Origin of the sequence: Paenarthrobacter sp. NPDC018779 (assembly GCF_044391085.1) — a bacterium.
Lineage (GTDB): Bacteria > Actinomycetota > Actinomycetes > Actinomycetales > Micrococcaceae > Arthrobacter.
This window is the reverse complement of record NZ_JBIRZS010000003.1, coordinates 269,337-283,506: the sequence shown is the minus strand read 5'-3', so window position 1 is coordinate 283,506 and position 14,170 is coordinate 269,337. Positions and strand designations below refer to the sequence as shown.

Here is a 14,170-nt window from a genome sequence, read left to right as displayed (position 1 = left end):
TGTTGCGACGGCGGCCTTGGTCTTCGGGACCAGCGTAGCGAAAGGGCGCCGGCCCATTTCGATCGTAGTCTCTCGCAGGCTGCGGAGAGCAATTAAATGAGATTTGCGGCACACCGGGCGGCAGGAATGCGCACTCGACGTGCTGCGTTGTATCTACAACGGACCCTCAAGACCGGTCCTTGGCCTGCACGGATTCCACGCGAATCCATGCGTTGGCCGGGCCCCGAACTTTGCCACTGTGAAAGGAACATGCCGTGTTTGAACGGATATCCGGCTCCCTCCTGGACCCCGAGGCGCTCTACGCGAGCAACATCGAGATTTTCCACAGCCCCGAATTGCGTGGACTGAACATGGTGATGGGCTTTACCGGTTTCGCCGACGCCGGACATGTGGTCCGGCAGATCAATGCGGAACTGCTTGACCAGCTCGACGCCGAAGTGGTGGCGATGTTCGACGCCGACCAGTTGATCGACTACCGCTCCCGGCGGCCGCACATCACCTTTGTCGAGGACCACCTGCAGGATTACCAGCCGCCGCGCCTGGGCCTGTACAAGCTGACCGACGGACTCGGGCAGCCCTTCCTCCTGCTGGCAGGGTTCGAGCCTGACCTGCAGTGGGAACGCTTCTCCAGGGCCGTTGTGGGCATTGTGGAAAAGCTCGACGTGAACCTCGTGACCTGGATCCACTCAATCCCGATGCCTGTTCCCCACACACGGCCCGTGGGCGTTACGGTCCATGGCAACCGTCCCGAACTCATCGAGGGCATTTCCAGCTGGAAACCAACGGTGGAGGTTCCTGCCGCGATCGGACACATCCTTGAGCTGCGGCTCACCGAAGCCGAACGCAACGTTGCAGGCTACGTCATCCATGTCCCGCACTACTTGTCCGAAGCGGAGTACCCGCAAGCGGCTGTCGCTGGCCTGGAGTACCTGGGAGCGGCAACGTCGCTGATGCTGCCCACCGACCGGTTGCGCGAATCCGGCCGGGAAGTGGGCCGGCAAATTGCCGAACAGATCGAATCGTCCGAGGAAGTGCAGGCCGTGGTTTCGAATTTGGAAGCCCGGTACGACGAGAAGTCCGAGGGCATAGTGCGACGTTCCCTCCTGGCGGACGAGAACGATGAACTTCCCAACGCTGAGGATCTCGGTGCTGCGGTGGAGGCCTACCTCGCCCGTAAGGACGCGCCCCAATAAATCAGCTTTGATCTCCTGACAGGCATAATTAAGGAGTGAATTCTCCCCGCGCCTGGCTCATCTGGACAATCGGCGTGTTCGCCTACCTCGTGGCCGTGGCGCAGCGCACCTCCTTTGGAGTTGCGGGCCTGGAGGCCACCGAGCGGTTCCACGCCAGCGCCGCCGCGGTTTCCTTCTTCACCGTCCTGCAATTGCTGGTCTACGCGGGTTTGCAGATTCCCGTGGGTGTCCTGGTGGACCGGTTTGGTTCCCGGGTGATGGTTGCCGGTGGCGCGGTCCTGATGGGCTTGGGGCAGCTGCAATTGGCCTTCGCGGACAGCGTTCCCGGTGGAGTCCTGGGCAGGGTGCTGGTGGGCGCGGGAGACGCCATGACCTTTATTTCGGTTATCCGGCTGGTGCCCTTGTGGTTCGCTCCGGCACGCGTACCGTTGGTGACGCAGTTGACCGGCATGTGCGGTCAATTGGGCCAGTTGTTCAGCGTGGTGCCGTTCGCGCTGTTGTTGCATTCCGCGGGGTGGACCCCTGCCTTCCTGTCGCTGGCGGCACTGTCCGTGCTCGCCGTCGTCCTTGTCCTTGTCCTGTTGAGGGATGCTCCTCCGGGCCACCCGCCCCGGGACACCTCCCAAGGGCTCAGGGCCACGGGAGTTTCCTTGTCGCGGGCTTGGAAGCAGCCAGGTACGAGGCTTGGGCTGTGGAGCCACTTCACAGTGCAGTTCAGCGGAAACCTGTTTGCCATGACCTGGGGCTACCCCTTCCTCCTTTCGGCCCAGGGGCTGGACGCAACCACAGTTTCTGCGCTGATGGCGTTGTTTGTGGCCACGGCCATTGTTTCGGGACCCGGCGTGGGGCGGTTCGTCTCCAAGCACCCCATGAGGCGTTCGGCCATGGTCCTTCTGATAACCCTTGCCACTGCACTGGTGTGGGCGGCGGTCCTCGTGCTGCCCGAGAGGGCGCCGCTCTGGCTGCTTGTAGTCCTCGTGGTGGTGTTGGCCGTCGGAGGTCCGGGCTCGATGATCGGCTTCGACTTTGCCAGGACCTTCAATCCCTCGCACAGGATCGGAACCGCAACGGGAATCGTCAACGTCGGCGGATTCATCGCGGCGCTTGTGGCGATCTACCTCATCGGCCTGGTGCTTGACGTCCTGAATGCCAGTGGCTTTTCCAACGGTGTCTTGTACGGACTGGCCCCGTTCCGGATCGCTTTGAGCATCCAGTTCGTGCTCCTAGCGCTGGGCACGGTGTTGATCCTCTTGACCCGGCGCAAGGTGCGCCGCCAGATGGCGGCGCAGGGCATCCATGTTGCCCCGCTGGTGGCAACGCTGGCCAAGCAACGCCGTGAGCGGATTGAGCGGCGGCGTACAGCGCGCCAGGCTTCCACCCACCCTGGCGACACATAGCAACCAGCTTCACTGGTCGTCCCCAAGAGCTCTTTTCCACATACGCCAAGAGGCGGCTGTGCGGTCCACTCCGCGCTGGCCAAGCTTGAGGCATGACCAGCAACGAGACCCTCAACATCTACCGGCCCGAAGACGTCCTGGGCTACATTCCGCATCTGCTCGGCTACTGGCCCCAGGACAGCCTGGTAGCCATCACCATGCAGGAGAAGACTTTCGGAGCTACCCTTCGGGTGGACCTGCCCACGTCAAACTCGCCGCGCGTCCGGGCTGCCTTTGCAGAGTACGTACGGAACCACCTCCTCGCCGACGAACATGCGGACGGTGTGGTCCTTGCCCTGTATGACAGTGCCGGTTGGGACGACGGCTCGGTGGTGTGCCACGCCATGCCGGTGTTGGTGGCGTTGCAGCAGGCTCTCGAGACTGTGGGGCTTTGCGTCCGGGAAGCGTGGCTGGTGGGAAACGACTATTGGCGCAGTGCTTTCTGTACAGACGCGGACTGCTGTCCGGTCCCGGGCTTGCCAGTAGAGCAGATCCGGAACAGCAGGATCAACGCCGAGATGGTTTACCGCGGAAGCAGTGTGGGATCGTCGCCGCAGAGCCGTGTGGACCCGCCCAGGCTCGCGCTGCCAGGAAAAACACCTGAGGGCGTGCTTGAGGCGGAACTGAAATTCGAGGGCCAGTTCACTGGTGCATGGCGCAGCCGGCTGTGCTTGGACGCCGTCATGGATGCCTGGCTCCAGATCCTGGACAGGCCGTGGGCGCGTGGCGAATCAACCCCGGACGGTGCGAGGGAGGTTCAGGGGTTCGAGGGGCCGGCCGCCGACGAGTTGGCGGGCTTCCTGCGGGCAAGCCTTGCCGTCCCGCCATGGCGGGACGCCATCATGGTCATGGCGGCGGCCGGGGTGCGGTCTGCGAAGGCCGGGGCGGAGGCCTTCAGCATCTTTGACGACGATGTCTCACCGTCGCTGCCCTTTGATCCACGCGAACTTGGGCTGCGTGCCGGCCATGATCCGTGCGGTTGGCCCGCAACAGCTTCTGGCACGGGCGGAGGAGGCGGGGTGGCCGGAAAGCCGGAAGTGCCAGAGCCGTCCCTGGATTCATGCCATGACGGGCTCTTCTCCTACGGAGAGGTGCTCCTGGGTGTGCAACCCGGCATTCCCGATTGGCCGCTCCTCGATGCCCTGCAGCGGGTGTTGTCCTTCCTGAGCTTCGACGAAGAAGAGAGCGAGGCCGCGGCGGCTGCACTGACCCTCCAAGGATGGATCGCCTGGTGCAAGGGGAGTGGTTCGTTCGCCCATGCCTGCCTGGACCGCGCCCTGGCTGCCAAGCCCGGATACAGACTGGCCGAACTCCTCGACGAGATCCTGGGCCAAGGCACCGTCAGCGGATGGGCCCGGCGTCCTGACTCGGCGTGGGGTACCTACGTTGCGGACAGGAAATAGGCCGCTGACCGGTCTGCTACGCGTGGGATTCGCAAAATCGTGAGACAATGGATGCCGAGACCCGGTTGGGTCCGCGTTTGAATGCCCGTTGGCCCCCGTATTCGGGGAACATTTCGGCGGCGTCGGCAGTTGTACCTAGAGACCCTGCGGACGGCGATTGCATTTGAAAATAATCGCGGACTTGACAGGGTCATAGTGGTGTTGCCCGCATGGTGATTCCACAGACCGCCGCTAGAAAGGTTTTCTGTGACCCCGTCTTCCGTCGAGAAGGAACCCGCCGCCCAGGCCGAACTGTCCGCTGAGGAAAAGAAGGCGGCTTCGGCAAAGAGCGCGGCGACTCGTGCTGCCAACAAGGCGTCAGAGGGAAACCCTGACAAGCCTGCACCCAAGAAGCGTGGACCCAAGCCCGGTGCCAAGGCCGCGGCCGAGGCTGCCAACAAGTCTTCAGACGCCGAAGACGACTCTGACGATGTGGAGGTCGAGGACGAAGAATTCGATCCCTCGGCAGCTGAGGAAGTGGAAGTCGGCGACGACGAGGCTGAAGAGGGTGCTCCTGCCGGCAAGGACAAGCCTGCCCCCACTGGTTCCGGCTTTGTCTATTCCGATGCCGATGACGACGACGCCCCCGTCCAGCAGGTCATGTCCGCCGGTGCAACCGCAGACCCCGTCAAGGACTACCTGAAGCAGATCGGCAAGGTAGCTCTGCTGAACGCCGAGCAGGAAGTCGACCTGGCGCTCAGGATCGAAGCCGGCCTCTTTGCCGAAGAAAAGATTGCCGCCGATGACGGATCCATGGACCCCAAGCTCAAGCGCGAGCTTGAGTTTGTTATCCACGACGGCAAGCGCGCCAAGAACCACCTGCTTGAGGCGAACCTGCGTCTCGTGGTGTCCCTGGCCAAGCGGTACACCGGCCGCGGCATGCTCTTCCTGGACTTGATCCAGGAAGGAAACCTGGGCCTTATCCGCGCCGTGGAGAAGTTCGACTACACCAAGGGCTTCAAGTTCTCCACGTACGCCACGTGGTGGATCCGGCAGGCCATCACCCGTGCAATGGCCGACCAGGCGCGGACCATCCGCATCCCGGTCCACATGGTTGAGGTCATCAACAAGCTGGCCCGTGTGCAGCGCCAGATGCTGCAGGACCTCGGACGCGAACCCACGCCGGAAGAACTGGCCCTGGAACTTGACATGACCCCTGAGAAGGTTGTGGAAGTCCAGAAGTACGGCCGCGAGCCGATTTCCCTGCACACTCCTCTGGGTGAAGACGGCGACTCGGAGTTCGGTGACCTGATCGAGGACTCGGAGGCCGTTGTTCCGGCAGACGCCGTGAGCTTCACGCTTCTCCAGGAGCAGTTGCACTCCGTACTGGACACGCTCTCCGAGCGTGAAGCCGGTGTGGTTGCCATGCGATTCGGCTTGACTGATGGCCAGCCGAAGACTTTAGACGAAATCGGCAAGGTCTACGGAGTGACGCGTGAACGTATCCGCCAGATCGAATCCAAGACCATGTCCAAGCTGCGGCACCCGTCCCGCTCGCAGGTCTTGCGGGACTACCTGGACTAAGAACCGCTGGAAGTGAACAGCAGCCCTGCCGGATATCCGGGCAGGGCTGCTTGTTTTAAGCCCCGGGGCGGCGAGGCACCCCTGGGCAGGGCCGTTAACAAGAACAGGGTCTCTCCCTGGTGGGAGAGACCCTGCTGCGGTGTGTTGTCCTTGCTAGTCGACCGGAACGGGTGCCTTCTCGTTGAGGCGTTCGGTCTCATCGTGCCAGTCGGAGGTCAGGGGCCGGAGCGTGGCCTCAACTGCGCGGGCGTGGTGGCCGCAGAAAAGCAGCTCACCGCCGGAGGACTCGAGTACAACGCGGACATATGCTTGAGCCCCGCAACGATCGCATCGGTCAGCTGCGTTAAGCGTGCGGTCTGCAACTGCTGTTGTCATGTCGGCCTCCTTAGTAGTTCTGTACATCCATATAACCAGTATTCGAAGCAGAACCATGGCAAGGATGGATCACTTTCGCTGTCCGCGTATCACATGTGCGTAACGTAACGGGACCGCCGTGCCGCTTACGGGAGTGGCAAACCGTTCCCGGCGGCGCCGGCGGCTACCCTAGTATGGGCAGAGTTTGCCTTGATTTTGGCGGATGCAAACACTGCTGGAAACACCCTGAGATATACCCCGAAGGAGCACACCGCGAGTGGCACCGAGTTCTGAATACAACGCCCGGCATCTTTCTGTCCTTGAGGGCCTGGAAGCTGTCCGCAAGCGCCCGGGCATGTACATCGGTTCCACGGACTCCCGTGGCCTCATGCACTGCCTCTGGGAAATCATCGACAACGCGGTGGATGAGGCGCTTGCAGGATTCGGCCACGACATCAAGGTCATCCTGCACGCTGACAACTCGGTGGAGATCCATGACGACGGCCGTGGCATCCCGGTTGACGTTGAACCCAAGACGGGCCTGACAGGCGTCGAGGTGGTCTTCACCAAGCTGCACGCGGGCGGTAAGTTCGGCGGCGGCTCCTACACTGCATCGGGTGGCCTGCATGGCGTCGGCGCTTCTGTGGTCAACGCTTTGTCAAGCCGATTGGACGTCCAGGTGGACCGCGGCAGCAAGACTTACCAGATGTCCTTCCGCCGGGGCGAGCCGGGTCGTTTCCAGGATTCGGGCGCCAAGACTGGTCCCGAGTCGGCGTTTGAGCCGTTCGTGGAGGGCTCGGTGCTTGACGTCGTCGGTAAGGCCAAGCGGGGAGTCACCGGAACCCGCGTCCGATACTGGGCGGATCGTCAGATCTTCACGCCTGATGCCCGGTTCTCCTATGAGGACCTGGTTGCCCGCGCCCGCCAAACCTCGTTCCTTGTACCGGGACTGAAAATCACCGTCCGCGACGAACGCAAACTGCCAGGCACCCCCGGTGAGGCCGGCGTGCATGAGGAAGTCTTCCACCACGATGGCGGAATTTCCGAGTTCGTCGATTTCCTTGCCGCCGACTCCGGCGTGACGGATGTCTGGCGCCTCCACGGATCCGGAAAGTTCAAGGAGACCGTTCCCGTGCTTGACGAGAACGGCCACAGCAAGATCGCCGAAGTGGAGCGTGATTGCGAAGTGGACATTGCGCTGCGCTGGGGCATCGGCTACGACACCACGATGCGCAGTTTCGTCAACATCATCGCAACTCCCAAGGGCGGAACCCATCAGGCAGGCTTTGAGGCGGCACTGCTCAAGACATTCCGCAAAGCGGTGGAGGCCAACGCACGCAAGCTCAAGGCCGGCAACGACAAAATCGAGAAGGACGATGTCCTGGCCGGGTTGACGGCAGTCCTGACGGTGCGTCTGGCCGAGCCACAGTTTGAGGGGCAGACCAAGGAGATCCTGGGGACCTCGGCCGTGCGGGCCATCGTGGCCAGGGTAGTGGAACAGGAAATCTCAGCGAAGCTGGCGTCTGCCAACCGCAATGACAAGGCGCAATCCTCGCTGCTCCTCGAGAAGATCGTCAGCGAAATGAAGTCGCGCATTTCAGCGCGGGTGCACAAGGAAACCCAGCGCCGGAAGAATGCGCTGGAAACGTCTTCGATGCCTACCAAGCTTGCCGATTGCAGGACGGACGATGTTGCGCGTTCGGAGTTGTTCATTGTGGAAGGTGATTCCGCCCTGGGCACCGCCAAGCTGGCACGTTCCTCCGATTTCCAGGCCCTGCTGCCCATCCGAGGCAAGATCCTCAATGTCCAGAAAGCCTCGGTGGGGGACATGCTCTCCAACGCCGAGTGTGCAGCACTGATCCAGGTTGTGGGCGCAGGATCCGGCCGCAGCTTTGATATCGATGCTGCCCGCTACGGCAAAGTCATCCTCATGACCGACGCGGATGTTGACGGCGCGCACATCCGGACGCTGCTGCTGACGCTGTTCTTCCGGTACATGCGTCCGATGGTCGAAGCCGGAAGGGTATTCGCCGCCGTGCCTCCGCTGCACCGGGTTGAAGTCATCAACCCGGGCCAGAAGGCGAACGAGATGATCTACACGTACTCGGAGGCCGAGCTCCACGTCCTCTTGGCCAACCTCGCCAAGGAAGGAAAGCGTTACAAGGAACCGATCCAGCGCTACAAGGGCCTTGGCGAGATGGATGCCCAGCAGCTGGCCGAGACCACCATGGACCCGAGGCACCGCACGCTGCGTAAGGTGGGCATCGACAGTGCCCAGCGTGCCGAGGAAGTCTTCGACCTGCTGATGGGATCCGACGTGGCACCGCGCAAGGAGTTCATCATCGCCGGTGCCGCGACGCTGGATCGGGAGCGCATCGACGCCTAGCGTTGCGCGGGACGAACGGCGTCGTCGTCTGCCTTTGACGACGGCGCGGCCAGGGATGCTGCCGCTGCGACGGCGGCAAGAGCGCCGAGCCCCCACGGCAGGCCGGCAACGACGGCGACGCCGCCCACCAGAAGGGGACCTCCGGCGTCGCCAAGTTCCCGGCCGAGTTCGGCCGAGCCCATGGTGCGGCCCAGCCGCTCGGCCGGCGTGGAGTCCGCAAGGTGCGCGAAGGCCAGCGGCGTCGCGACGCCGATGCCCGCCCCGATCATCAACGCAGAGGCGTAAATGGCGGCCGGGCCGGGAAGCAGCGCTGCCGTGAGCGTCCCGGCTGCGATGGCCAGGAGGCCGGACACCATGCCGGGCCGGTCGTGCAGGATTCCGCGGTCCCGGAGCCTTCCGATCCGCGGTTGGATGAGCGCGGAGGCTATGGCCAGGACGGTGACGACGGCGACACTCCCCGCAGTGCCAAGTCCCTCCCTGGCTGCCAACGCGGGAAGGAAGCCGACGGCCGCTCCCAAGGCCCCGGTGCCGGCGGCCAAGACGATCGTTGGGCCGAGGAAGGACCGCTGCGTGCTTTGCCGCCAGACGTCCAGGATCGTGTATCGGGGCCGGGGGAGCGGCTGGAGGCGTGGTACGGCCACAGCAGCCCAGATTGCGGTCAGCAAGCCCACCATGGCCAACACCCCGAACAGCAAACTGAAGCCACCAGTGATGATGGCGAGGGCGCCCAGCAACGGGCCGATGGCATATCCCAGGCCCTTCCACGAGCCATAGCGGCCGAAGTAGTGTCCCGTCCTGGTGCCTGCCAGGCGCGCAACACTGGCGGAAGACGCAGGCGAGAATGCCGAGGCGGCCATTCCCTGCCCCAGCCTCGCGGCTGCGAGCATGAGCGGCTGTTCGGCCCAGAGTCCGAGGAGGGAAGCGCCGGCGAAGGCTACGAGACCCCCGACGATGACCGGTTTGGGCCCGATCCGGTCGCTGAGTGAGCCAAAGACCGGCTTGAGAAAGACTTCGGCGACGTCGTAGAGGGCGAGCAGGACGCCCAAACCCAGCAGGTTGAGGCCGATGTCGGCGCTTTCGGCTCCCAAACCGGCCGCCACTGCGTGGGCGCCGAAGGCTGTGGTGAAACCGGCTGCGTAGAGCGGCCATCGATGGCTGTTGTGGAAAACGGGGGATTCAGCGTTCACATCAGTCAATGTACCGGGAGCCGTGTGGAGGGAGCTGCTGAAGGCCGGGCAGTGCCGCTGTCGTCAGCAATCTGGGTGTTGCCCGCCCATCCCGCGTTCGAGGAAGGACTCGCCAGGTCCAGCAGTTCGTTGACACGGGATCCGGGACGTGGGCAGCTGTGGACAGGCCTCGGAGGCCGCCGACCGCTTGGCACAGTGCTCTGCAGACTTGGATGGCTTTGCCGAACTGGTCTATGAGGCTACCCTGACGTAGCCGTTCCCGGGGCCGGAAGCCCGAGCTCAGCCGAGCAATCCCGGAACAATCAGCAGCGCTGTCGGGACCGCGAGCAACAGTGCCGAGACCACCAGAACCAGCGTTCGCAGTCCCTTGGCGAGTGGTGGCTGAGGCGAGAGCAGGCGGCTGACGCGTGACGCCGTCGTGCGTGGGGAGTCGGCCCCACCGGTGGCGCTGACGGATCCGCCCTCGATGATTCCGCTGCCTCCCGCCAGCGAGCCGGCTGAAAGTGTGCCAGGCGACGCGGAGCCACTGGAGACTATTGCGATTGCCTTGATGAGCGTGCCCTTGCTTTCGGTCCGCAGGGCAACGTCGTCGGCGAGCATTTCGATCAGCGAATTCACCGCAGTCTGCGCCAGCCTGGTGGTGGGAAACCACGGCAACGCCTGCCGCCAGGCTGCAAAGGCCCAGAGGAGGAGGTCGTGCCGTTGGGAGAGGTGGGCGTTTTCGTGGATGAGGACCGCCCGGAGTTCCGCCGGTTCGAGAGCCGCCATGAGGCCATCGGAGAGGACTGTCACCGACCGGGCGCCGCCTGGGAGGCAATAAGCCACGGGGGAGTCGTGGTTGATGACCACAGTCCCGGGGCCATCGGCGGAGGGAGAAGCGAGCAGGGCGAGCAATTCACGGTGCCTGCGCCGCTGCCGTTCGATCTTGTAATAGGTCAGCAGCAGCGTGAAGACCAAGTGGGCCGTCAGCAGGGCGGCTGCCGAGAGCGCAAAGAGGTGCCAGAACCCCAGCGCGGTGGTTGGTGCGTTGTTGAAGACCATGCCCGCCAGGCCCTTCAGCCCCGCGATCAGGGTGTCGCCTATGGGCTCCAGCCCGTAGACCAGCATGGCGCCGATCATCGACAGGCCACCGGCAAGTGCTATGGCCTGCCAGAGCACCATGGCGGTGAAGGGGGAGCGCGCCGGCCACTGCGCCCGGGAGAGAAGCACGGGTACGGGCCATGCCAGGATCAATGCCAGGACCGCCAGGAGATATGAGGTCCAGAACATAGTGGCTAATTGTAGCCGAGCAATTTGCGCAGTGTCGCGGCTTCACTTTCTGAAACGGAGCCAATGAAGCGGGCCAGGACGGCTTCCCGGTCCGGTGCCGAGCCGAGGACCTCGTGCATGAGTTCGGCCGTGTGGTCCGCCCGGCTGGAGACAGCCTGGTAGCGGTGCGGGCGCGTGCCGCGTTCGCGCTCCACGAGGCCCTTCTTTTCCAGGCGGGACAGCACGGTCAGGACCGTGGTCACGGCGAGGTCCTTGCCCTGGTGCCCAGCGGAGCCATCCCCCGCTTCGGAGTCCTGGGCCAGCAAGTCACGCAGCGTGTTGGCGGTTGCGGCTTCTTGTCCCGCCCAGAGCAGATCCATCACTGCCCGTTCCAGTTCCCCAAGACTCGCCATCTATACGTCCCTACCTTCCGCGCCCCGCCATCCTTCTGGCGAGCCGCGACGATCCAACATTCCACGATAAATCTACCGCTTTTCAGGCCCCCATTCTACGCGAAGTAGAACTATCGGCGCGCCGCGTCCCCCGGCAGTCGCTGCACTGCCCCCTTGCGGGTGTGTAACGCCACTTGAAGAATTGGACTGAGCTTGCCACATCTGTTCTACACTGTGTAGAAGATTAGTTCTACGCGACGTAGAACTAAGCACCCGCTATGGGCCGCCGGACAAAGGACAGCCATGGACGCCTTGGAAATTGCACGTTGGCAATTCGGTATCACCACCGTCTACCACTTCATGATGGTTCCCCTCACCATCGGGCTTGGCCTGGTGGTGGCCATCATCCAGACCCTTTGGTACCGCACTGGAAAAGTGGAGTACCTGAGGATGACCAAGTTCTGGGGAAAGCTCTTCCTCATCAACTTCATCATGGGCGTGGCCACCGGCATTGTGCAGGAATTCCAGTTCGGCATGGCCTGGAGTGAGTACAGCCGCTTCGTAGGTGACGTCTTCGGCGCCCCCTTGGCCCTGGAAGCACTGCTGGCCTTCTTCGTGGAGTCCACGTTCCTGGGGCTGTGGATCTTCGGCTGGAAGCAGCTCAAGCGTGGCGTGCACCTGGCGTGCCTGTGGATCGCCGTGATCGGCTCCATCTTCTCTGCGTACTTCATCATTGTCGCCAACTCCTGGATGCAGCACCCCGTCGGAGTGGAAATGGTGGATGGCCGGCCCGTCATGACGGACGCGTGGGCGGTGTTCACCAACAACACGGCATTGGTAGCCGTTCCACACACGCTCTTCGGGGCGCTGGGCGTTGCCGGGGCCTTCCTGCTGGGCATCGCCTGGTACCACCTGTGGCGCAGGCGGCATGACGGCATTGACGTCGTTGGCAAGGACGGCAAGCTGGTGCCGGGTGAGGCTGCCATCCCCGGCCGCGACAAGACCGACTACACCGTTTGGATGCGCTCCCTCCGGATCGGCGCAGTAGTGGCCATGATCTCCTTTGCCGGTACAGCCATCACCGGCGACCTGCAGGGAAAGCTTATGTTCGAGCAGCAGCCCATGAAGATGGCCGCAGCCGAAGCCGCCTGCCACGACGGGACCGGGTTCTCCGTCCTGAGCGTGGGCAACCTCGGGGCCAAGAACTGTGACGACATCGTGGCGGTGATCGAGGTTCCCGGAATCCTCTCCTTCCTCGCCAAGGGCGACTTCACCACCGAGGTAAAGGGCGTCAACAGCCTCTTGGGCGAGTACAAGGAGAAATACGGCACCCACCTGCCGGACAACCCGCTGTACGGTGACCGGGCCGGCAAGGAGATCCAATATGTCCCTGTTATGGAAGTGACCTACTGGGGCTTCCGCATGATGATCGGATTCGGCGGCGTCGCTGCACTGGCAGCCCTTCTTGCCCTCTGGGTGACCCGCAAGGGAGTTGTTCCCGAATCCCGGTGGCTCATGCGCCTGGCAGTGTTTGGCATCCTTGCTCCGTTTGGCGCGAATGCGGCCGGGTGGATCTTCACCGAAATGGGCCGGCAGCCCTTCGTGGTGGCACCGAACCCGGACATGAACGGCATCGACCAGGTGTTCATGTTCACGGCCGCCGCCGTCTCCCCGGGCGTAAGCGCCGGCGAGATCATGGGCTCGTTGGTGGTCCTGACTGCCATTTACGCCGTGCTCCTGGTGGTGGAGGTCAGGCTGCTGGTCAAGTACGTCCGAGGCGGTGTCGCTTCCGCCATGCCGGAACTGGCCCACAGCAAGGACGACGGGGACGACCATGACTCTTCCGCCCCGGACAAGCGCGACGACGTGCTGGCCTTCGCCTACTAGAGACAGAGGAAACCACCAATGGAACTGTTGCCAACAATCTGGTTCGTGGCCATCGCTGTGTTGTGGACCGGCTATCTCTTCCTCGAAGGCTTCGACCTGGGCGTCGGGATGCTCATGAAGCTCTTTGCCCGGAACAACACGGACCGACGCGTGCTGCTGAACACCATCGGACCCGTATGGGATGGAAACGAGGTGTGGCTGCTCACGGCGGCCGGAGCGACCTTCGCGGCGTTCCCCCTCTGGTACGCATCCCTGTTCTCCACGCTTTACCTGCCCCTGCTGCTGGTCCTGGTGGCCCTCATCTTCAGGGCTGTGGCTTTCGAATACCGCGGCAAGGTGGACACTGAACGCTGGCGCAACGGGTGGGACTGGGCCATCGCTTTGGGCTCTTTCGTGGCCGCCTTCGGCATCGGCGCCGCGCTGGCACTGACCACCACGGGCCTGCCCATCGACGCCAACGGCGACCGCACCGGAGGTCCGCTGGCCTGGTTCAGCGGCTATGCGCTGCTGGGTGGCCTTGCTGTGGTGGCATTCGCCCTGGTGCACGCGTTGGCTTTCCTCGCCTTGAAGACCGACGGCGAAGTGCGGCACCGGGCGCGCCGCTGGTTCGTGCGTATGGTTGCCGTGGCCGCCTTGCCACTGCTCGGATGGATGGTTGCCGTGCAGTTCCTGAGCGGGAAGCCGTGGACCTGGGCACTGGTGGTTGCCGGAGTGGTGGTCGTGGTCCTGGCATGGTTGTGGGCCCGGAAGGGTGCCGAGGGACGGGCATTCGGGGCCACCGGGGCGTTCGTTGTGTGCGCAACGGCCTCGATCTTCGGGGCAGCGTTCCCTGTGGTCATCCCGTCCACCCTGGACCCTGCCTTCAACCTGACCATCTCCAACGCCTCATCCTCGGACTACACCTTGGGCCTGATGAGCGTCGTCGCTGCCGTGGGCCTTCCGCTGGTCATCGCCTACCAGGCCTGGACGTACTGGGTCTTCCGGCGGCGCGTAAGCTCTTCGCACATTCCCGAGGCCCACGGCTTCCTGCCTGCCATTGCGTCCAAGGTGCTGCTGAACGCGGGTCCCCAGCAGGATCGGCAGCAGCCCGGCAACGCCTCCAGCCCGGGAGCCTAACCCTC

Annotated in this window: 11 protein-coding genes; 7 read left to right on the top strand and 4 right to left on the bottom strand. The window is 63.6% G+C overall.

Annotation, left to right across the window (positions count from 1 at the left end; all coding sequences use genetic code 11):
• The first annotated feature begins 254 nt into the window (after positions 1-254).
• From ACH488_RS05780 to ACH488_RS05765, 4 genes are all read left to right on the top strand, one after another.
• Entirely contained in the window at positions 255-1,193 is a 939-nt protein-coding gene (locus tag ACH488_RS05780; protein ID WP_397322834.1) for a proteasome assembly chaperone family protein, read from the top strand.
• A 35-nt stretch (positions 1,194-1,228) separates the two neighbouring features.
• Positions 1,229-2,590 (top strand): nitrate/nitrite transporter, encoded by a 1,362-nt coding sequence (locus ACH488_RS05775; RefSeq protein WP_397322833.1) that lies wholly within the window; start codon positions 1,229-1,231, stop codon positions 2,588-2,590.
• A 92-nt stretch (positions 2,591-2,682) separates the two neighbouring features.
• On the top strand, positions 2,683-4,032 hold the full coding sequence (locus ACH488_RS05770; protein ID WP_397322832.1) for a DUF4192 domain-containing protein: 1,350 nt from the start codon (positions 2,683-2,685) through the stop codon (positions 4,030-4,032).
• Positions 4,033-4,278: 246 nt separating this feature from the next.
• Positions 4,279-5,595, top strand: a complete 1,317-nt coding sequence (locus ACH488_RS05765) for an RNA polymerase sigma factor (protein ID WP_397322830.1) — start codon at positions 4,279-4,281, stop codon at positions 5,593-5,595.
• A gap of 153 nt (positions 5,596-5,748) precedes the next feature.
• On the opposite strand, the gene ACH488_RS05760 is transcribed toward ACH488_RS05765, so the two are convergent.
• Positions 5,749-5,970, bottom strand: a complete 222-nt coding sequence (locus tag ACH488_RS05760) for a hypothetical protein (RefSeq protein ID WP_021473125.1) — start codon at positions 5,968-5,970, stop codon at positions 5,749-5,751.
• Positions 5,971-6,226: 256 nt separating this feature from the next.
• Between ACH488_RS05760 and ACH488_RS05755 the strand changes: the two genes are divergently transcribed.
• Positions 6,227-8,335, top strand: a complete 2,109-nt coding sequence (locus tag ACH488_RS05755) for a type IIA DNA topoisomerase subunit B (RefSeq protein ID WP_397322829.1) — start codon at positions 6,227-6,229, stop codon at positions 8,333-8,335.
• Here the strand turns inward: ACH488_RS05755 and ACH488_RS05750 are convergent.
• The 3 genes from ACH488_RS05750 to ACH488_RS05740 all read right to left on the bottom strand — a co-directional run bounded on the left by ACH488_RS05750 (position 8,332) and on the right by ACH488_RS05740 (position 11,183).
• A complete protein-coding gene (locus tag ACH488_RS05750) occupies positions 8,332-9,522 on the bottom strand; it encodes an MFS transporter (protein ID WP_397322828.1) in 1,191 nt (396 codons plus the stop codon). The genes ACH488_RS05755 and ACH488_RS05750 overlap by 4 nt on opposite strands.
• A 279-nt stretch (positions 9,523-9,801) precedes the next feature.
• A complete protein-coding gene (locus ACH488_RS05745; protein WP_397322826.1) occupies positions 9,802-10,791 on the bottom strand; it encodes a M56 family metallopeptidase in 990 nt (329 codons plus the stop codon).
• 5 nt (positions 10,792-10,796) lie between these two features.
• Positions 10,797-11,183 carry a BlaI/MecI/CopY family transcriptional regulator gene (locus ACH488_RS05740; RefSeq protein WP_397322825.1) on the bottom strand — a complete coding sequence of 129 codons (387 nt, stop codon included), beginning with the start codon at positions 11,181-11,183 and terminating at the stop codon, positions 10,797-10,799.
• Between the two features lie 282 nt (positions 11,184-11,465).
• Between ACH488_RS05740 and ACH488_RS05735 the strand changes: the two genes are divergently transcribed.
• Complete coding sequence (locus tag ACH488_RS05735; protein ID WP_397322824.1) at positions 11,466-13,049, top strand: cytochrome ubiquinol oxidase subunit I; 1,584 nt, start codon at positions 11,466-11,468, stop codon at positions 13,047-13,049.
• An 18-nt stretch (positions 13,050-13,067) separates the two neighbouring features.
• On the top strand, positions 13,068-14,165 hold the full coding sequence (gene cydB, locus ACH488_RS05730) for a cytochrome d ubiquinol oxidase subunit II (RefSeq protein WP_397322823.1): 1,098 nt from the start codon (positions 13,068-13,070) through the stop codon (positions 14,163-14,165).
• Positions 14,166-14,170 lie beyond the last annotated feature (5 nt).